Origin of the sequence: Halodesulfurarchaeum sp. HSR-GB (assembly GCF_031432215.1) — an archaeon.
Classification (GTDB): domain Archaea; phylum Halobacteriota; class Halobacteria; order Halobacteriales; family Halobacteriaceae; genus Halodesulfurarchaeum.
The window spans coordinates 701,276-719,262 of record NZ_JAVKGN010000001.1; the positions used below are offsets into that span (position 1 = coordinate 701,276).

Annotated in this window: 25 protein-coding genes; 12 read left to right on the forward strand and 13 right to left on the reverse strand. The window is 66.2% G+C overall.

Annotated elements, in window-relative coordinates; genetic code table 11:
• Nucleotides 1-32: 32 nt before the first annotated feature.
• The 5 genes from RH831_RS03785 to RH831_RS03805 are packed head-to-tail and all read right to left on the reverse strand — an operon-like array spanning nt 33 to nt 2,952.
• Nucleotides 33-566 carry a GTP-dependent dephospho-CoA kinase family protein gene (locus RH831_RS03785; RefSeq protein WP_310552938.1) on the reverse strand — a complete coding sequence of 178 codons (534 nt, stop codon included), beginning with the start codon at nt 564-566 and terminating at the stop codon, nt 33-35.
• 2 nt (nt 567-568) lie between these two features.
• A complete protein-coding gene (gene spt4, locus RH831_RS03790) occupies nt 569-766 on the reverse strand; it encodes a transcription elongation factor subunit Spt4 (RefSeq protein ID WP_310552939.1) in 198 nt (65 codons plus the stop codon).
• A complete protein-coding gene (locus RH831_RS03795) occupies nt 767-1,339 on the reverse strand; it encodes a DNA-directed RNA polymerase (RefSeq protein WP_310552940.1) in 573 nt (190 codons plus the stop codon).
• On the reverse strand, nt 1,340-1,717 hold the full coding sequence (locus RH831_RS03800) for a PIN domain-containing protein (RefSeq protein WP_396275420.1): 378 nt from the start codon (nt 1,715-1,717) through the stop codon (nt 1,340-1,342).
• Nucleotides 1,714-2,952 carry a translation initiation factor IF-2 subunit gamma gene (locus tag RH831_RS03805; RefSeq protein WP_310554134.1) on the reverse strand — a complete coding sequence of 413 codons (1,239 nt, stop codon included), beginning with the start codon at nt 2,950-2,952 and terminating at the stop codon, nt 1,714-1,716. Before RH831_RS03805 ends, RH831_RS03800 begins: the two co-directional genes overlap by 4 nt.
• A gap of 124 nt (nt 2,953-3,076) precedes the next feature.
• Here RH831_RS03805 and RH831_RS03810 point away from each other — a divergent pair, with 124 nt between their 5' ends.
• Genes RH831_RS03810 through RH831_RS03820 form a run of 3 tightly spaced genes read left to right on the forward strand, consistent with a single transcriptional unit; the run spans nt 3,077 to nt 4,513 of the window.
• Nucleotides 3,077-3,295 (forward strand): DUF2892 domain-containing protein, encoded by a 219-nt coding sequence (locus RH831_RS03810; RefSeq protein ID WP_310552942.1) that lies wholly within the window; start codon nt 3,077-3,079, stop codon nt 3,293-3,295.
• 42 nt (nt 3,296-3,337) lie between these two features.
• A complete protein-coding gene (locus RH831_RS03815) occupies nt 3,338-4,324 on the forward strand; it encodes a DUF5787 family protein (protein WP_310552943.1) in 987 nt (328 codons plus the stop codon).
• A 9-nt stretch (nt 4,325-4,333) separates the two neighbouring features.
• Complete coding sequence (locus RH831_RS03820) at nt 4,334-4,513, forward strand: hypothetical protein (RefSeq protein WP_310552944.1); 180 nt, start codon at nt 4,334-4,336, stop codon at nt 4,511-4,513.
• On the opposite strand, the gene RH831_RS03825 is transcribed toward RH831_RS03820, so the two are convergent.
• The 3 genes from RH831_RS03825 to RH831_RS03835 are packed head-to-tail and all read right to left on the reverse strand — an operon-like array spanning nt 4,510 to nt 8,330.
• The gene (locus RH831_RS03825) at nt 4,510-5,328 is read right to left on the reverse strand and encodes an MBL fold metallo-hydrolase (protein ID WP_310552945.1); all 819 of its coding nucleotides are present in this window, start codon (nt 5,326-5,328) and stop codon (nt 4,510-4,512) included. The two genes, RH831_RS03820 and RH831_RS03825, sit on opposite strands and share 4 nt — an antisense overlap.
• The gene (locus RH831_RS03830; protein WP_310552946.1) at nt 5,329-6,642 is read right to left on the reverse strand and encodes an ATP-binding protein; all 1,314 of its coding nucleotides are present in this window, start codon (nt 6,640-6,642) and stop codon (nt 5,329-5,331) included. It abuts the gene before it with no gap.
• A 41-nt stretch (nt 6,643-6,683) separates the two neighbouring features.
• A complete protein-coding gene (locus RH831_RS03835) occupies nt 6,684-8,330 on the reverse strand; it encodes a flippase activity-associated protein Agl23 (protein ID WP_310552947.1) in 1,647 nt (548 codons plus the stop codon).
• A gap of 211 nt (nt 8,331-8,541) precedes the next feature.
• Here RH831_RS03835 and RH831_RS03840 point away from each other — a divergent pair, with 211 nt between their 5' ends.
• Together RH831_RS03840 and RH831_RS03845 are read left to right on the forward strand one after the other, a co-directional pair.
• On the forward strand, nt 8,542-8,763 hold the full coding sequence (locus tag RH831_RS03840; RefSeq protein WP_070365720.1) for a hypothetical protein: 222 nt from the start codon (nt 8,542-8,544) through the stop codon (nt 8,761-8,763).
• A 105-nt stretch (nt 8,764-8,868) separates the two neighbouring features.
• The gene (locus RH831_RS03845; protein ID WP_070365719.1) at nt 8,869-9,501 is read left to right on the forward strand and encodes a hypothetical protein; all 633 of its coding nucleotides are present in this window, start codon (nt 8,869-8,871) and stop codon (nt 9,499-9,501) included.
• Here RH831_RS03845 and RH831_RS03850 read toward each other — a convergent pair.
• On the reverse strand, nt 9,498-11,135 hold the full coding sequence (locus RH831_RS03850; RefSeq protein ID WP_310552948.1) for an ATP-binding protein: 1,638 nt from the start codon (nt 11,133-11,135) through the stop codon (nt 9,498-9,500). The two genes, RH831_RS03845 and RH831_RS03850, sit on opposite strands and share 4 nt — an antisense overlap.
• Nucleotides 11,136-11,293: 158 nt before the next feature.
• Between RH831_RS03850 and serS the strand changes: the two genes are divergently transcribed.
• Nucleotides 11,294-12,676: a serine--tRNA ligase gene (gene serS / locus RH831_RS03855; RefSeq protein WP_310552949.1), complete on the forward strand. Its 1,383-nt coding sequence runs from the start codon at nt 11,294-11,296 to the stop codon at nt 12,674-12,676.
• On the opposite strand, the gene RH831_RS03860 is transcribed toward serS, so the two are convergent.
• Both RH831_RS03860 and RH831_RS03865 read right to left on the reverse strand, forming a co-directional pair.
• Nucleotides 12,673-13,659 (reverse strand): bile acid:sodium symporter family protein, encoded by a 987-nt coding sequence (locus tag RH831_RS03860; RefSeq protein ID WP_310552950.1) that lies wholly within the window; start codon nt 13,657-13,659, stop codon nt 12,673-12,675. The two genes, serS and RH831_RS03860, sit on opposite strands and share 4 nt — an antisense overlap.
• Nucleotides 13,660-13,715: 56 nt before the next feature.
• A complete protein-coding gene (locus RH831_RS03865; RefSeq protein WP_310552951.1) occupies nt 13,716-14,057 on the reverse strand; it encodes a nuclear transport factor 2 family protein in 342 nt (113 codons plus the stop codon).
• A gap of 74 nt (nt 14,058-14,131) precedes the next feature.
• Here RH831_RS03865 and RH831_RS03870 point away from each other — a divergent pair, with 74 nt between their 5' ends.
• On the forward strand, nt 14,132-14,626 hold the full coding sequence (locus RH831_RS03870) for a DUF367 family protein (protein ID WP_070365715.1): 495 nt from the start codon (nt 14,132-14,134) through the stop codon (nt 14,624-14,626).
• Between the two features lie 39 nt (nt 14,627-14,665).
• Nucleotides 14,666-14,815: a 50S ribosomal protein L40e gene (locus tag RH831_RS03875; protein WP_070365714.1), complete on the forward strand. Its 150-nt coding sequence runs from the start codon at nt 14,666-14,668 to the stop codon at nt 14,813-14,815.
• A gap of 68 nt (nt 14,816-14,883) precedes the next feature.
• Here RH831_RS03875 and RH831_RS03880 read toward each other — a convergent pair whose 3' ends face one another.
• A complete protein-coding gene (locus RH831_RS03880; protein ID WP_310554135.1) occupies nt 14,884-15,492 on the reverse strand; it encodes an MBL fold metallo-hydrolase in 609 nt (202 codons plus the stop codon).
• Between the two features lie 84 nt (nt 15,493-15,576).
• Between RH831_RS03880 and RH831_RS03885 the strand changes: the two genes are divergently transcribed.
• From RH831_RS03885 to hisH, 4 genes are read left to right on the forward strand one after another with little or no spacing between them, the layout of a single operon-like run.
• Nucleotides 15,577-15,753, forward strand: a complete 177-nt coding sequence (locus RH831_RS03885; RefSeq protein WP_310552952.1) for a DUF5786 family protein — start codon at nt 15,577-15,579, stop codon at nt 15,751-15,753.
• Nucleotides 15,750-16,334 (forward strand): DUF99 family protein, encoded by a 585-nt coding sequence (locus RH831_RS03890; protein ID WP_310552953.1) that lies wholly within the window; start codon nt 15,750-15,752, stop codon nt 16,332-16,334. Before RH831_RS03885 ends, RH831_RS03890 begins: the two co-directional genes overlap by 4 nt.
• Before the next feature lie 25 nt (nt 16,335-16,359).
• Nucleotides 16,360-16,923: a uracil-DNA glycosylase family protein gene (locus tag RH831_RS03895; protein WP_070365710.1), complete on the forward strand. Its 564-nt coding sequence runs from the start codon at nt 16,360-16,362 to the stop codon at nt 16,921-16,923.
• A gap of 38 nt (nt 16,924-16,961) precedes the next feature.
• A complete protein-coding gene (gene hisH / locus RH831_RS03900) occupies nt 16,962-17,621 on the forward strand; it encodes an imidazole glycerol phosphate synthase subunit HisH (RefSeq protein ID WP_310552954.1) in 660 nt (219 codons plus the stop codon).
• On the opposite strand, the gene RH831_RS03905 is transcribed toward hisH, so the two are convergent.
• The gene (locus RH831_RS03905; protein ID WP_310552955.1) at nt 17,618-17,974 is read right to left on the reverse strand and encodes a hypothetical protein; all 357 of its coding nucleotides are present in this window, start codon (nt 17,972-17,974) and stop codon (nt 17,618-17,620) included. The genes hisH and RH831_RS03905 overlap by 4 nt on opposite strands.
• Nucleotides 17,975-17,987: the final 13 nt, after the last annotated feature.

Below are 17,987 nucleotides of genomic sequence, written 5' to 3' on the forward strand. Positions count from 1 at the left end.
TCTGTAAAAGGATTTCGAAGAGCGGGCCGATCTTACCGGATCGACGCCCAGAACTCCGCCTCGTGGTCCAGCAGGTCGAGTCGGTCCCGGCAAATTGCCCGGGTGGGGCCGTCCACGGCGGCGGCGATCATCCCCTCACCCGGCTGGCCGTAGACGACGGTCGCCCCCGTCGGAGCGAGCAGTACGGCCGGTAACACGGCCAGATCTTCCTCGCCCTCGACGACGATCCGGGTGGGCTCGCTCGCGTCGAGCCCCGCCTCGATCGCTTCGATCAGTTCTGCCGTAATCGTCCCCGCGGGGTTCTTGACTGGCCGCTCGATCGCTGCTGCGGGTCGGTCCGTCCGGACCCACTCCGGGATCGGACCCCGTTCGGTCCGGCCGTCGACGACCGACAGGGTGGGCTGACAGCCGGCGGCCCCCAGATGTGCGGTCACCACGTCACCGATCGCGACGATCGGCTCACCTGCCGCTTCGAGCAGCGATTCCGCGTCAGTAAAGAGCGGGCCCAGCGGCTCCGCGAAGTGATGACGCTTTGCGGCCGGCAACCGGGCCACGACGGTCGGCACGGTTAGCGGACTTTCAGCGCGTACTCGCCTTCCTCGGTCACTTCCATCTTCTCGGCGATTTCGCTTTGCTCGGGGTGGGTGATGACCACGTAGCCCGCCCAATCCTCGGTGAGACTGGAGGAGCCACAGTGGGGGCAGGCGTTCTGGTCGGCCGAGACGATGTGGTGACACTCCCGGCACGCCAGCCGTTTCGAGGCCATCTACTCGCCCTCCGCGGCGGCCTCTTCTTTTTGTCGGGCCTCGCGGAGCCAGCCGTGCTTGCCGAGGCCGGGCTGTTTCGCGGTGAGGCCGATCTTGGACTCCCGCGGGTTGCGCTCGTCGATCGATTTGGTGACGATGCGGCCCCGAACGGCGTCTCCGACCCCCAGGGTGTTGTTCGACTCCCGGGAGGCCAGCATCTGGCCCTCCTCGTCGAAGGCCAGGTATTCATCGGAGATCTGAGAGACGTGGAGCAGCCCGTCGACCGGACCGATCCCCACGAAGGCACCGAAGGAGACGACCTCGACGACCTCGCCGTCGACGACCTCCTGCATCTCCGGATCGAAGGTCAGAGCGTCGAACTCCGCCTTGTAGTAGACACCTGGTCGGTTCGGGATGACCGCACCCTCGCCGATATCGTGGACAGTCGTGACCGTGACGATCGACCCCACCTCCTCGTCCATCCGCCCCTCCAGTTTGTCCTGGAGCAGCCGCTTGATGAGATCCGGGGTGACGTCGTCGAGTGCCTCCGGGGGCACTTCGACCGTATCTGTGAGTCTGACTCGCTTGTACATCTATGGTTGAGTACGCGTTAGTTGATTCCGGCCCCTTAAATGGATTACCGGAACGCCCGCCTCGAGCAGGCGGTTCCGGAGCGGGGCGTCGTTCGTGACTACCGAATCGACCTCGCCGGCGGTTCCAAGCGCGACCAGGGCGTCATCGGCATACGATTCTGTGGACTGGACCGATTCGCACCGATCGGCCAGATCGAGTCCGACCTGGGCGGCCCGACCGGCGGTGCCGCCCGACTCGGCCAGGGACTCCAGTTCGGCGATTACGGCCGCGGGCACGACGGGGGTGTACTCCCCGAGCAGCCGGTCGAGTTCCTCGAAGACACGAAGATCGACCTCGACCGGCATCATCAGTGCGTTCGTGTCCATGGCGACTCTCATCCACGCAGCGTGCCGATACCGATGAGCCGCCAGCGGGTTCCGACCCGGCGGTTGATCGCGATCGTCGCCCCTTCGGGGGCACAGACCGGGCGCTTGAGGTTCACTTCGGCCTCGCCGCCGCGAGCGCTCGTGACGGCCCCGACGGTGGTGGCCGTGCCGATGGTCAGCATGAGCGGTTCGCCCGTGTTGATCGGCTCGACGCTCTCGTCTTCTTCGGCCCCGACGAGCCGGTCGAGCAGGTCGATGTCCATCTCGAACTGCTCCCAGACCGGCGGGAGCGAGCCCGGTTCGCCGGCGACCTGGCCAGCGAGCGCGTCGCCTTTCGTCAGGCTCGGGTCCAGGCCGGTGCCGACCCCGAGCAGGCCACCCGGCGCGGCCGACTCGACCATCTCGCCGCCGGCCTGGATCGAGCGGACGGTGGAGGTCACGGGCCGCCACTCGGTCTGGCCGCCCTCCTCGACTTCGCGACCGGGCCGAATCTCCAGCTCCGTGTCCTGTTCCAGGATTCCCTGGACCAGGCTGCCGCCGATGACCCCGCCGCTGAGGTCGCCCCACTCGGTGCCGGGGCGGTTGATGTCGAAACTCCGGGCGACGTACATCCGGGCGTCGGCCTCGGGGTCCCGCTCGGGCGTGGGGATCTCTTCCTGGAGGGCCTCGATGATCAGGTCGATGTTGATCTCCTGTTCGGCGCTGATCGGGACGATCGGGGCCCCTTCGGCGACCGTGCCCGCGACGAAGTCCGTGATCTGCTCGTAGTTCTCACGAGCGGTCTCGGCGTCGACCAGATCGACCTTGTTCTGGGCGATGACGATGTTCTCGATGCCGATGCTGTCCAGGGCCATCAGGTGCTCCTCGGTCTGTGGCTGTGGGACCGGTTCGGTCGCGGAGACGACCAGCACCGCCCCGTCCATGAGCGCGGCCCCCGAGAGCATCGTCGCCATCAGGGTCTCGTGGCCAGGGGCGTCCACGAAGGAGACGGTCCGGAGGACTTCGGTCTCGACGTCGTGCTCCGGGCAGGTCTCCTCGACCGTGTAGGCCTCGGGGCCCGTACACTCCGGACAGCGTCGCAGGGTCGTGTCTGCATATCCCAGCCGAATCGAGATGCCCCGCTTGAGCTCCTCGGAGTGCTGGTCGGTCCACTCGCCGGAGAGGGCCCGGACCAGGGTGGTCTTCCCGTGGTCTACGTGCCCGACGAGTCCAATGTTCACCTCCGGTTGTCGGTTGTCGGCTTCCATGGTCACGAAGTAATCTTGTCCGATTTTCGCAACGAACGACTGATAAACCTACTGTTTCGAGCGGATCACGGCCCCTCTCTCCGTTCTCCCAAGCGGTAAGTCACCAGGGCTTCTTGGGTGGCCTATGGAACCGAACGTCGGCGAAACCGACCGGACGCTGCGCCTCGCTGCTGGGATGCTGCTCGGGATCCTGGGGGCAATCGGCGCCCTCGGCCAGGCGACATTTTCCCCACTGATCGGGGTGTTGCTCTTCGTCGTGGGCCTGGTGCTGCTCGGAACGGGATTCACTCGGACCTGTCTGCTGTACCGCCCGCTGGGCATCGACACCCGCTCGAAGCGGTAGGCCGGACAGTAGCGTTTTGGCCGTGCATCCGGTAGCCCGGGTGTGCGCGAGTACGACTTCGAACTCCGCCTCGCCGCGCTCCTCGAACGGGATGGCCTCCCGACGGGACCCGAGACAGGGATTCTCGCCCGGCAGCTCGGAACCAGTGTCACCGGGGCGGGCGAGCGCATTCTGGACCTGGTTGCGGTCAGCCCTGGGCCGGACTTTGACACCCGAGTCAGGCTCACGGCCGAGACTATTCCGCCGCTCGTCGTCGAGAGCGATCTGGGGGTTGGGACGGCCCGCTCCGTCACCCAGTCGATCGACGCGCCGCCCGCCGCGGCCCGCCGGGTCGCCGAACGGGCGGCAGAGGTGGGGTTTCTCGAACTCTCACGAATGCAGGGTCGGCTGGTCGGCCGGCAGGCCGCCCGGTACCCGGACTGGTTCGACGAACTCGTGGGGATCGAGAACAAACCGGACCTGGGTACGCCGGGGGATCTGGCCTCCCAGCTCCGCCGGGACGTGAGCCTGCAGGTCCTCGATCGGGTGATCCTCGCGACGGCCTCCCACGTGACCCGCGCGCACCGCCACCGGATACCCGATCCGGTGGGCATCTGGCGGGTCGATCCGGAGGCCCCTCGAATCGAGGTCGTTCGCGAGGCCGAGTCCCTGGAACCGAACCGACCGAGCTTCGAGATCCGAGCGGAGCATCCGGGCCAGTTCGACGTGGCCTTCGCCGGAACCGCGCAGAAGGCCCGACAGCGCCGTCGGGTCGCCGAGCGAGCGTATGGCAAGGGGTGGCGAACCTACGAGTTGCCGGCCTGTGCGAACGCCCGGTCGGCGTCGATTGCGGGGACGGACGGCCTCCCCGGCTGTGCCTGGGCCGACCGCCTGGTCGAACCGGCCGCCGAGTGCGGGGTCGACTGTCCGGGGTACGAGACGGGCTCCGCTCCCGAGGTGGATCTCACGGCTGAACGGGCCCGGCGCACGCCCTGGCGACCCGACCCGGCCGGCCCCGCCAGGCGGCAGAGTTTTCTGGATCGGTTCTGATCGATTCGTATGCTCGACACCGACACCCGCATCACGCTGGTTTTCGTCGCTCTGGGCGTGTTCGCGTGGCTTCTCGTCAGGTCGGTCACGGACAGCACGGCGATCCAGTTTGCCGTGCTGATCGGGGTCGGCGTGCTCGGCCCCCAACTGGTCCAGGCGTGGCTCCCGGCGGAGAAATTGCGACCCTAGAGGAGGATCTGCTCGCCGTCCACGCCCAGTTTCGGCCCGAAGGCCTCTTCGGCGGGATAGCGATGGGAGAGATGCACGAGTCGAACCTGCTCGGCGTCGAGTCGGTCGGCCATGTCCAGCGCACCTTCTCGGGTCATGTGTTTGGTGCCAAAGGAGCGATAGACGCCGTTTTCGTCGGGGTGACGGCCGCCCAGCGGGTGTTTCTCGCACATCGCCGCCGGGACGATGGCCTCCGCGAGGAGCAGATCCGCACCCGAGAGGACTGTTTGGGAGCGCTCCGGGATGGCGTAGCTCGTATCGCCCGTGAGTGAGAGCACCGCCTCCTCCCCCTCGACGCGGAGCCCGTAGCTCAAAAGCGGCGGGTGGACGACCGGCACCAGCGTGACCTCGAAGCCGGCCGCCTCGAAGGACTCGAAGGGGGTCTGGGCGAACACCTCGACCTGGTGCAGGTAGTCATAGCGCCGTCGCACCGTTTCCGCGACGGACTCGCCGGTCTCGGGGTCGGTCTCGTTGGCGGCGTGTACCGGGAGCCGTTCGAGCAGGCGGTAGACGTTCCCCAGGCCGTCGAGGTGATCGAAGTGCACGTGAGTGATGATCGCCGCGTCGGGGAGGGCCACGTCGGTGTCGAGAAACTGCTGGCGGAAATCGGGGCTGGCGTCGATCAGGAGGCTCTGGCCAGTCCGTTCGTTCTCCACGTGCACCGAGAACCGCGAGCGCTCCTTTCCGGTCTCCCGGGCTCGATCGCAGGTCGCACAGTCACACCGCGGGACCGGTGTGCCGGCGGTGTCCCCGGTCCCCAGGAGGGTGACCCGCATCTATGCCGTCGGCGGGTGGTCGTGTTCGTGCCCGCTCTCGACGTCCAGGGCTTCCTCGATGGTTTCCAGGTTGCGCATGTGATCCCGCTCCTCGAACTCCTCGACGGCATCGAGGAGGTCCTGCTGGGTCAGGGTCGTCCGATCCGAGACCAGCGCGGAGAGCACTGCCTCCCGAAGTACCAGCCGGAGGTCGCTGCCGGTGAGTCCCTCGGTTTCGGCGGCCAGTTCGTCCGGGTCGAAGCCCTCGATGTCGATGTCGGCGGTAACCAGTTCGAGAATTCCGCTGCGCATCGACTCGTCCGGGCGGGGGAAATGCAGGATCTCGTCGAAGCGCCGCCAGGCGGCGGCGTCGAGTTCGTCCGGGTGGTTGGTCGCGCCGATGAGCAACACGTCGTCCCGGATCAGGCTCACCTCGTCGATCGATTTCAACAGCGTGTTCACGGCCCGCTTGATGGCCGCGTGCTCGTCGCTCGTCCGGGTCTTCGCGACGAAGTCGAACTCGTCGATGAAGAGAATACAGGGCGAGAGTCGCTTTGCCACCTCGAAGACCTTCTCGACGTTCTTCGCGGTCTCCCCGAGGTACTGGCTGGTGATCATCGAGAGTTTGACCTCGACGAAGGGCAGATCGAGCTGGTGGGCCAGCCCCCGTGCGACGGAGGTCTTCCCGGTGCCGGGGGGCCCGACGAAGAGCAGTTTGCCGATCTCGCGCAGGCCGATCTCGGCGAGGTAGTCCCGGTGCTCGATGGCCTTTGCGACCTTGCGGACCTCGGTCTCCTGGTCTCTGGTCAACACCAGATCCGCCAGGGTGATCTCGATCTCCGCCGGGGCCCGCACCTCCACGAGGTCGAGCATCTCCTCGTCGTCCTCGTCGAAGAAGGAGTCCAGTTGTGACTCGATGTACTGCGGATCGGCGTGCACTGGCCGGTTCGCCGCTCGCGAGGCCTCGTAATCCAGGTCCAGGGCGTCCCGATCCTGGTACTCGTAGGCCAGGGTCGGGTTCGCCTGGAGGCGGTTGCGGTCCGCGCGTTCCAGGAACCATTCCTCTGCCATCCCCTCGTCGGTCACCGAGACGCTCCCGGAGAAGGTGTCCCGGTCCGTGAACATGAGCCCGGAGATCTCCGCCCAGGGGTCCTCGATGCCGGTGGCCGCCGCCAGGTCCTCCTCGTCGGGTTTCGGCGGTCGTCGCACACCGTCGCCGGACCAGAGGGCCGTCCGGATCGCGGGGGGCAGGTCGTTCTCGTCGAGTTTCGGGTTCCGGTCATAACAGATCCCGGTGAGCAACACCTCGACGACGTCTAGCTGCCGGTTTTCCATCTTACAGAACTACCTGGCCTCGACGGAAAAGAGCATCGACACTACGAGCGAACGTAGAAGACGATCGGCCGATCGTGGAGGTACCCCTGATGGACGGTCTTCTCGTAGCCCTCGATTTCTCCCTGCAGGGTCCCGGTTTCCTCCTCCAGCGTGATGATCACCGGTGGGTCGTGTTCGGCGATCTCCGCGGGGGTTTCCGTACTCCCGACGCGGGCGTCGTACTGCTCCAGGTACCAGGGGAGGGGCAACCGATCGAACCAGCCCGCGTACCCCCCGGTCTCGATGTCGAGGCTGGCCCCGTGTTCGGTCTCGTTCGGGCTGTAGAACTCCTCGCCGTAGAACATCACATCGATCCCCTCGTTCTCGGCCGCGATCGTCTCGATCTCTTCGAGCGTGGGCTTCATGTCCCCGGCCGGCTGGGCGTACTGCACGACGGGGTTGCGTTCGTCGGCCGGATAGACGGCGTTGATCGCCACGCCGCTGCCCGCAAGCACGGTGGCGGCTCCGAGCAACAACACGATTGCCACGGCCGCCCTCTGTCGCTGATTCCGTCGAAGCGCCAGTTCGGCCCGGTCCAGGACGACCGAGAGCCCGACCGCGGCCGGGATCATCAGGGGGATCAGGACGTGCACGGCCGTCCAGCCGGCCTTGATGTCCGACACGATGGGGTACCCGAGGAGACTCGCCAGTCCCCAGAAGAAGCCGACCGCGACCAGGTCTCTGGGATATCGATTCCCGTACCGATCCGCGAGAAAGCCGATCGCGGCAAACACCATCGTCGTGAGACCGCCGACGGCCACGACTCCCAGCAGGTGGAGGAGGAAGGTGACATAGGAGTGTTCCTGCATGCCGGTACTGCCCCATAGCTCGGCGAACTTCTCCCAGGTGCCCAGCGTGGCCGTCTCGAGCACGGCTGGCAACTGGCTTGGGGCCCCAAGCGCCTGATAGAATTCGGGTTTCGGCGCGTAGAACGCGACGACGACCACGAGGAGGGCGAGCAGGCTCCCGAAAATCGAATACTTGGTCTGCCAGAGTGCCCGGGCGATTCGCTTGCTGATCCTGCGGAGTGTGTCCCACCAACCGTCGTCGTACCGCGAGTGAAAGAGCCGGTGATCGAGGAGCAACACGAGCGTGCCGGCCCAGGTCACCGGGTAGAGCAGCGCGTTCTCCTTGGTCGTCAGTGCCAGGGCGAAGGCGACGGCCGCCCCGAAGAGATACCGCCTCCGGTTGGTGTCGATCGCCCGGACCACGAAGGCGGCGGCGAGAAAGCCAAAGGCCCCGAGCAACACGTCGTTGCGCATGAACCGGGAGTAGTAGACCAGGATCGGGTTGAACGAAAGCAGCGCCCCCAGGAAGAGCACTTCCCGGTCGCGGAGTCGGTCCCGGAGGAGCCAGGCCGAGAGCGGGAGCAGGCCCCCGACCACGGCGACGACCAGGCGCATGGAGAAATCACTGGGGCCGAGCAGTTCGAAGACGGCACCGTTGACGTGTGGCAGGAAGGGGCCGTGGATGATCGGCCGGTACTCCCAGGCGTCGACGGCCACGTAGTGGAGAATCCAGCTGGCCACCCGGGCCTCGTCCTGGTGGGCCACCCGGGCTCCGAGGCCGAGGAGTCGTACCAGCAGCCCGAGCACCGTGAGCCCGACGAGCACCACCCCTGGGCTCAGTCGGTCGAGGTGGGTGCGCATACCCCCGGTTACCGCGACCGCTATAAAGATTCCACGCCCCGGGCCGGCCGTAGTTGGGGAGCCGACAGTCTGCCCCGTTCGAGGGCCGGAACGGTCGTTCTCCACGATCCGAAACCAGCCGCGAAATCGCCTGTCGCGGCCGAATTTTCGGCCCGACAGTTCGCCCCGGTCGCAACCTTCTTGGGGGTGGTCCCACTACTAAGAGACGCACATGAACGCAGAAGACCTGCAAGCGATGCTTGAGAAGAACGGCGAACTGATGGTCGCCGTCGCCGAGTTCGACGCGCCGCTGGAACTGCACCTCCACGACACCGAGATCGGCGAGGAGATGGTACGGCTGGAGCTCACCGACGGCGTCGTCAAATTCGACATCGAGAGTGTGGCCGGCGCGTGGCAGCACACCCACTCGCTCGAAGACCTCGGGCTGGAGTAACGCCGCCCCGTCGGAACGTATTTTTCCCCGCGTGTCCCACCTCCGATAGATGACGGTAGACACACCGCGTCGGTCCGGGACCGGGCGACGCCACGCCCTCGAACCATGACCGAAACCGAATCCGCCTTCCGGACGGCAAAAGACGAACTCTCCTTGCTCCGGTGGGTCTGGGGCTGGCACCCAGTCGTCGGCCCGGCGATGATCGTCTTCCTGCTCGCCGGGGTGGGGTATTACTTCGGCCTCGGATCCTGGCTCACCCCCCTCGCGCTCGTCGTGGCCGTGCCGATCTGGTATCAGGGGATGCGGTACATCAACCGGAACTACGACACGGTCAAAGCGGGATATCTGTCCGACGTCGAACAATTCGGTCCGATGGTCCTCAAAGCGGCCGGGATGGACGAGTCGGCGACGCTCTATCGGCTGGTTTCTGTCCCGACTGAGCGGCTCCCGTTCGTCGAGGCTCCGACCAAGGTCGAGGCGGCCATGGTCGGGGTGGGCGAGGACGCGGTCTGGATCTACGATCAGACAACCCTCGATCTGATGTTCCTGAAGGGGACGGTGGGAACCGAGCCGGTACTGGTGCGAACCCTCGACTACGGAACGATCGAGTCGGTGGGCTACGAGGACGGCGAGTTCGTCATCGAAATGCCCGATACAGCCGAGGAAGAGACCGTGCGACTCCCGAGTTCGAACCCACCGACCGAACTACTCGCGGATCTGCGGGCGCGGATGGACTAGTTCACGCCGCTGAACTCGAAGCGGGCCCCACCGGCCTCTCTTGCTGTCACCTGGACCGACCAGCCGTGAGCGTCTGCAACCTCCGAGACGATCGCCAGCCCAAAGCCCGTCCCCGAGTCAGCGGTCGAGTAGCCCGACTCCAGGACCTTCGAGCGCTCCTCGGGCGGGATGCCGGGACCGTCGTCGCCGACGGCGAACCCCTCCTCGATCGGTTCGACGGTCACGGTCACGTCCGGCCCGGCGTGCTCGACGGCGTTTCTGAAGAGGTTCTCGAACAGGCTCGCCAGCCGATCCGGGTCGGCCTCGAAGGTGCGCTCGCCGGCCACCTCGAGGGTCGCCTCGTGGGTCTGGACCATCTCCCAGGCCTCCGTGGCGGCCGTCGACAGCGAGACCGGCTCGGTCTCGTCGATGGGCTGGCCGTGACGGGCCAGATCGAGGAGGTCCTCGATCATGGTCTCCATGCGTTCCAGAGCCGACAGAGCCGTCTCGACGTGCTCGGAATCGGTCTCCTCGGCGGCGATTTCGAGTCGGCCCCGGGCGACGGTGAGCGGGTTCCGGAGGTCGTGTGAGACCGTGCTGGTGAACCGGTCGAGCCGTTCGTTCTGGCGGGCCTGCTTCCGGCGGGCCCGCTCCTCCTGGGTCACGTCCGTAAACACCAGCAGACGGCCGAGACGCGTCTGGCCGCCGGTAAAGGGCGTGGTGGCGACGCGGTAGTATTGGGGGCCACCCGTGTCCGTGACTTCGACGAGTTGTTTCTCCTCGCTGGTCTCGACGAGATCCGGAAAGACCGCATCGAGTGGCTTCCCGATCGATCCCTGAAGGCGGTCGGGAAACACCCGTTCGGCCGCCTGATTGAACTGGTGGATCCGATCGTCGGTGTCCAGGGCGACCACCGGATCGTCACGCTCGCCTGCGACTCGCACCGCCTGGAACTGATCGAGGAAGACGAAAAACAGGCCCGCGGCGAACACCGCCACGCCGATCGGCTCGTAGGTGACGTCGATCAGGGCCGGGCTGGTGAACCCCGCGATGTCGAGGACGATCGGCAGGCCGGTCAGCCCGACGAGCACCAAAAGCGGGGTGGTGTCGAAGCTGACCGCCTCGAACCGCTCGAAGAGCATGAAGTAGCCGATTGCCGAGAGGGCATAGGAGGCCCCCATGACTGTCCAGTGGAGCACGCCGTTCTGGATGGCGACGTGGGGAAACGGCGTCTGGACCATCTCGACGCCGTAGTAGAGCCCGTGAATCGGGTTGGTGACCTTCACGGCGACGACGAGGAGGAACACGGCCAGGGCGATCCGCCGGAGCGTGGGATTTCGATGAATGCTCCGGCTGGTGTACGCCGAGGTGAAGTACAGCCAGGCGCCGACGGTACTCAGGCCGATGACGAGTCCGATCGTGTGGAAGGCGACCGAGAGCGTGGGGCCCGGCGCCAGGAGGAAGCCGACGGTACTCGCCGCCCAGCTGCCGCTGCCGGCCAGGAGCCAGGCCAGTCCCCGGCGGGTGTCCGCGTCCTGCACGTCCCCGATCCGGGCCAGACTTCCGAACGTGAGTATCGCGGCGGCCGCGAAGGCGGCGACGTAGGCGAGCTTGACGGCCCCGAACCCGGCCGTCATGGCCGACGTCCCGGTCATCGTGGTCGCGGGCCCCCGATCGGCCCCACCGATCGTGTCATAGTTCCGAATTTGTCACCCTCCGGCTTGAAGTATTGGTATCCCTGGCCCGTCGACGGACTCCATGGGTGGGTGGACCACCCAATAGTGTTATCCGGTCCGCGGGAATAGCCTCGCCCATGTTGAGCAGGCAGTTCGTCCGGGAACACCCGGACGTCGTCCGGGAGGCGATCGAGAACAAAGGTGTGGAAGGTGTGGACCTGGACCACATCCTCGAGATCGACGCGGAGTGGCGGGAACTCAAGGCCCGCGGGGACGAGTTGCGCCACGAACGCAACGAGGTCAGCGACGCTGTCGCCGAGCACAAACAGGCCGGCGACGAGGCGGCCGCCGAGGAGGCCATCGAGCGCTCCACGGAACTGAAAGCGGAACTCGAGGAAGTCGAGGAACGGGCCGAGAAACTCGAAGCCGAACTCGAATCCCGCCTCCTCGAGGTGCCCATGATTCCCGACGATGACGTGCCTATCGGGGACGACGAGTCCGACAACATCGAAGCCCGTCGGGAGGGCTTTGCGGACTTGCGGGACCTGCCAGGGGACGTGATTCCTCACTACGACCTGGGCGAGGACCTGGACATCCTCGACTTCGAACGCGGCGCGAAGGTCTCGGGTGGCGGCTTTTACTTCCTCAAGGGGGACGGCGCCCGACTGGAACACGCGCTCATCCAGTTCATGCGTGATGTCCACCGCGAGCAGGGCTACCGCGAGGTCTTCCCGCCCATCCCGGTCAACTCCGCGTCCATGCGAGGGACCGGGCAGTTCCCGAAGTTCGTCGAGGACGCCTACCGCCTGGGTGGCTCCAACGAGGAGCCCTACGACGATGACGACCTCTGGTTGCTCCCGACGGCGGAGGTGCCGGTCACGAACATGTACGCCGAGGACATCCTCCTCAAGGAGGATCTGCCGATCAAACACCAGGCCTACACGCCGAATTTCCGGCGCGAGGCCGGCGAACACGGCACCGAGACCCGTGGGATGGTCCGGGTTCACCAGTTCAACAAGGTCGAACTCGTGAACTTCGTCGAACCCGAACAGAGCGACGAGCGCCTCCATGGGCTCCTCAACGAGGCCGAGGAAGTCCTCGAACGCCTCGAGCTCCCCTACCGAGTACTGGAGATGTGTACGGGCGATATGGGCTTCACCCAGGCCCGGAAGTACGACATCGAGGTCTGGGCCCCGGCTGATGACATGGCCGACGGCCCCGATCGTGGCGGTCGCTGGCTCGAAGTCTCCTCGGTTTCGAATTTCAAGGACTTCCAGGCCCGCCGGGCGGGGATCAGGTACCGACCCGAACGCCACGAGTCCGCGGAGTACGTCCACACGCTCAACGGCTCCGGCGTGGCCCTCCCACGGGTCGTCGTCGCGATCCTGGAGTACTACCAGAACGAGGACGGCACCGTCACCGTGCCGGCGGCCCTCCGGCCCTACCTCGACGGCCAGGAAGTCATCGAAGGACACGATCCGGTCGGCGAGAGCGCGCTAGGCGCTGGCGACCGGGACTAGTCGGCGGTCGTCGGTGACGGCTCTTTTGTCGCCGCCTGATCGTCCTGCCAGGCGAAGAAACTCGCCAGGGCCGGCCCGCTGACGTTGTGCCAGACGCTGAAAAGCGCCGGAATCAACGCTGCTGCCGGTTCGAAGAGGCTGGTCGCGAGTGCCACCGCGAGCGCACTGTTCTGGAGTCCGACTTCGAAACTCGTCGCCCGGACTCGGTCGGTCGACATGCCGACGGCCTTGCCCACGCCGTAGCCGGCTCCCAGCCCGATTCCGTTGTGCAGGATGACGGCAGCCAGCACGAGGGCACCGGCGGTGAGGATGCTTTCGACGTTCGCGCCGACCACGCCGGCGACGATCGCGGCGATGGCCGCGACGCTGATCACGGGGAAGACGTCCATTCCGATCTCGGCCACCGCCGGGGCGGCGCGATCGAGAATATAGCGCAGGGCGAACCCGAGCACGACCGGGATAATGACGATCTGGACGATGTTCGTGAACATCTCCATGAAGGTCACGTCGATGCCCTGGCCCAGAATCACCAGGGTCCAGGCCGGCATGACGATCGGCGCGGCCAGGGTCGTCACGGTCGTGATGGCAACCGAGAGCGCGACGTCGCCCCGGCCGAGGTAGGTCATCACGTTCGAGGCGGTTCCACCGGGGGCCGCGCCCACGAGGATGAGGCCGACGCCGATGGCCTCAGGCAGGTTGAAGGCGAGATAGAGCAGGTAGGCCGCAAGGGGCATCACCAGCCACTGGGTTGTCGCGCCGATGCCAACGTCGACGGGTCGTTCGACCAGTCGCTTGAAGTCCGCCGGCGTGAGTGTCAGGCCCATGCCGAGCATGATGAGTCCCAGCAGGGGGTTGACGTAGTTCAGGATCGGAACGAAGGTCGCCGGCTGCCACAGGCCCAGTGCCGCGGCAGCGACCACCCAGACGACGAAGTACTTGCTCGCGAATCGGGCGACCCGCGAGAGCTGGTCCGTGAAGCTCATAAGGGTGTGGTATGGAACGGCGTGAAAGTACCCTTCGCTTGCAGGGAGAATTGCGCCTAGGGGCTCGCGCTGTAGGTCACCAGGTGTGTGAGCCGGTCGACGACCTGGAAGACATCAACGAACCGGAAGAAAAGCGTGCCGTCACCGTGCAAGAGCCGGCCCTGGACGGCGACGCCACCAGGGCCGGTGTACACCCGTTCGATTTCGTGTGTCGTGTCGGTCTCCGGGCGCTTTTCGGCCATGAAGGTGAGGAACTCCTCGCGGCCCGTGAACGTCCGATCGCCCCGCTCGTGGCTGAACGAGGGTGCGAGCACCGCCTGCAGGGCGTCGTACTCGCCGGCGTCGATGGCGCGGTAGTACTCCCGAGCCAGTGCCGGTCCGTCCTGGGGTTCGGCCATGTGGGCGCTCGGTGCGCCAGCCCAAAAAGCCGGCCGTTCGGGAGCCTTTTGACCGACCCCCGTCTACCCCGGGTGTGGACCTGCACGTTCGATACGAGGGCGACGACGACCCGCAGAAGTGTACGGCGAAGAAGCTCGAACGCTTCGACCTCGCCACGCTTCACTCGGTCAAACGGTCTGTCCCCTATGGGCTCGTCCTCGATCCCTTCGCGGACAAGGCCCTCTCCCCGGCCGACCGCGAGTCGACCGACACGCTCGTGGCGATGGACAGTTCCTGGGAGTCGGCCTCGGCCGAGCAGTTCGAGATCGATGGCATCCACCGGGCGCTGCCCTTCATGCTGGCCGGGAACCCGGTGAACTACGGAAACCCCTATCAGCTCACCACCGTCGAGGCCTTCGCCGGCGCACTCGTCATCCTCGGAGAGCGCGAGCAGGCCGAATTCCTCCTCTCGAAGTTCCGCTGGGGCCAGACCTTCCTGGACCTCAACGAGGAGCCCCTGGAGCGGTACGCCGAGTGTACGGACTCCGCGGGGGTCGTCGCGGTCCAGAACGAGTATCTGGATCGCTGAGTCGAACACCTTTTAGCCACCACCGGCGAATAGCCGGACATGACACAGCACCTCTCGATCGAGGACCGGCTTCTGGGCACCCAGGTCTGCATGCGGTGTAACGCTCGAAACCCCGAGCGTGCCGAGCGCTGTCGCAAGTGTGGCTACAAGAACTTGCGCCCGAAGGCCAAGGAACGGCGCGCGACGTAAACCGCCACCTCTCGTTTTCGAACGGGTGCCCCGACAGCGATCCACAGGACAGACACCGTTGTCCGGGTTCAGTCGGGATACTTCGGCTCGCCCCTGGCGGCCCGCTCGCGGGCGCGCTCGATGACTGCTCGCACGTCACCGGTAAACGCCGGTCCATGGCCCGGATAGAGTGATTCGACGGTGGCCGGGAGCCGATCGAGCAGGCGGTCGATACTTTTCACGAGGGTCTCCCGGTCGGCCCCCGGGATGTCCGTGCGGCCGAAACTGCCGTCCTCGAAGGCCCCGTCGCTGTAGACCACGATGTCCCCGGTGAAAACAGCAGTTTCGCCGACGAACGCGAGGTGGTCCGGCGCGTGTCCGGGGGTCCCAACGACCTCGAAGGGCTCCCCGCCGATCGAAACCTGGTCGCCATCCGCCAGCACGGTGACCGCTTCCGGTCCGGTGTCGGCCGCGTAGACGGTCGGGTCGAAGGCGGCCCGAACGGCCTCCAGACGGTCGACGTGGTCGCCGTGCCGGTGGGTGAGAAACACCGAGTCGAGCGTGGTGGCCTGTGCTTGGAGGACATCGACCATCCCGGGCATCGCACCCACGTCCACGAGGCTGTTTCTCTCCCCTTGGATTAGATATGCGTTCGCGGTGAACACCGTGGCGTCGGCAGTCAAATTACGAACGTCCATGTCCGCCTGGAGGTCGGCCTCGGTCAAGAACCTGGGTACTGTGGCGGGCCCTTTTTGTGTCGTGCGCGAGTAACACAACATACGATGGGATTTGGTAGCTACGACGAATCGGAACAGGAACGACAGGAGCTCGATTCCGAGGACCTCGACGATGACGAAGGGGTATCGACCTCCGAAGCCACCCACGACGGTGAGGTCGACTTCGAGATCGGCGCTTCGAACGACGAGCTATTGGACAAACTCGAAGACATCAAGGAGTGAAGCCCGGCGTTCGGGCCCTCGGGGTCGCCGAGTCCTACGAACGGGACCAGTCGGTCCTCGGCGGGGCCGTGGTCACCCCCTCGCGGACCGTCGACGGCTTTGCCTTCGAAACGTGTCGGGTCGGCGGACTGGACGCCACCGACGCGGTGATCGAACTGTACTCAACACTCGACCGCGAGGACGTTCAGTACCTCTTTCTCGCCGGCATCGCCCCGGCCTGGTACAACATTTTCGACCTGCGGGCGATCTATCGTGCGGTCGATCGGCCCGTCCTCTCGGTCTCCTTCGAGGCGAGTTCCGGGCTCGAACCGGCCCTCCGGGCGGCCTTCGAGGGGTCCGAACTGGCACGCCGTCTCGACCGCTACCGGGCCCAACCGGAGCGAGTGGCGGTGACGGTGAACGACGATACCCGCTATGTCCGGAGCGTCGGCCTCTCGGACGCCCCCGAGACCGTCGTGAACGCGTTCACGCCAACTGGGGGCCGACCCGAACCGCTCCGGGTGGCTCGACTCGCGGCCCGGGGCGCGGATCGATTCCTCAGCGAGGAATTGCTCGGCGGGACCGACGAATCCGGGCGTTGATTGGGCCGTCGATCGAGGACTTCGTATGAGCGAACAGGGAACGATCGATGTCACCGATTGCAAACGATGTGCGGACCTGGTCGAGTCCCGGTCCCAGATCGTCAACGGTGTCGGGCCGTCGGATGCGGATCTCCTCTTCGTCGGCGAGGCACCGGGCGAGCAGGAGGACAGCGAAGGCGAGCCATTCGTCGGCCGCAGCGGTGAGATCCTCGATTCGGTCCTGGCGGAGTACGGGCTCGACCGGGAGATAGTCCGGATCACGAACGCCGTCAAGTGCCGGCCGCCGGAGAATCGGGACCCGACAGCGACCGAACTGGCGAACTGCCGGTCCCACCTGGAGCGGGAGATCGCGGGCGTAGATCCGAGAGCGATCGTCACCCTCGGGAAAGTGCCCAGCGAACACCTCCTGGGACGCTCGGTCGCCGTGACGAACGAGGCCGGGACGGTCGAGTCGATCCCGATCGACGGAACGGCCTACCGGGTCCTTATCGGGCTCCACCCTGCGGCGACGCTGTACGATCCCAGCACACGGGAGACCTTCGAGGCGGTCATCGCCGACGCGGCCGAGCTCGCGGTCGGGTTGCGGTAATGGAAAGGGTCTAATCCGTGACCCCCGCACACACGGGTATGGATACACCCACGGGAGGCCAGACCCCGGCGGCCGACATCGTGGTGCTCGATTACGGCCTGGGGAACCTGCGCAGCGTGACCCGCGGCCTGGAGCGAGCGGGTGCGACAGTTCGGATCGTCGACGACCCCGAGGCCATCCAGTCGGCTGATGGCGTCATCCTTCCCGGCGTCGGTGCCTTCGGCGACGGGATGGAGAACGCCGGCCCGTTCCGGGAGGCACTGCTGGAGGCAGCCGAGGCTGGACAGCCAATTCTGGGTATCTGTCTGGGGATGCAGATGTTGTTGACGACGAGCGAGGAGGCCGACCGGGCGGGACAGGGAGACGTGACGGGCCTGGATCTGGTGCCCGGCCGGAACGTGAAGTTCCGGGGCGACCTGAAGATCCCGCACATGGGCTGGAACGAACTCGACGTGAAACAATCTCACCCCGTAATCGAGGGCATCGACGGCGGGTACGCCTACTTCGTGCACTCCTACTATGGGGTCCCGGAGGACACGGATTCGATTCTCGTGACAAGCGAGTACGGCGTGGAGTTCCCGGCGGTCATCGCAAACGAGGCCGGAAACGTCATCGGGACCCAGTTCCACCCGGAGAAAAGCGGCGAGATCGGATTGCGACTGTTGAAGAACTTCGTGGCCTTCGCGGCCGACGCCTAGACGAACTCCCGGACGTCGGCGTACCACATGTCGTGGTGATCGACGGCGTCGATCCGTTCGGCGATCGCCACCGCGATCGCGTGCCAGCAGAGTTCAGCGGGATCCTCCTCGTCCAGGTTGTACGTGGCGTCCTCGCAGGTACACCCGTCGTCCTCGACGATGTACTCGTCGCCGTGGCCAACGACGACCGTGAAGTCCCGGTAGGCCTTCACCCGTGACTCCGTGACCGCCTCGATGGCCCGCTTGCCGCGGTCCCCGTGGGCGTCGAGAATCGCGCTCGTGATCTCGGGGGTGAGCTCGCCGGTCTCGGCGAGGGCCGCCCGCCAGTCGGCTGGCGAATCCACACCGGCCATTCGACCCCGGGAG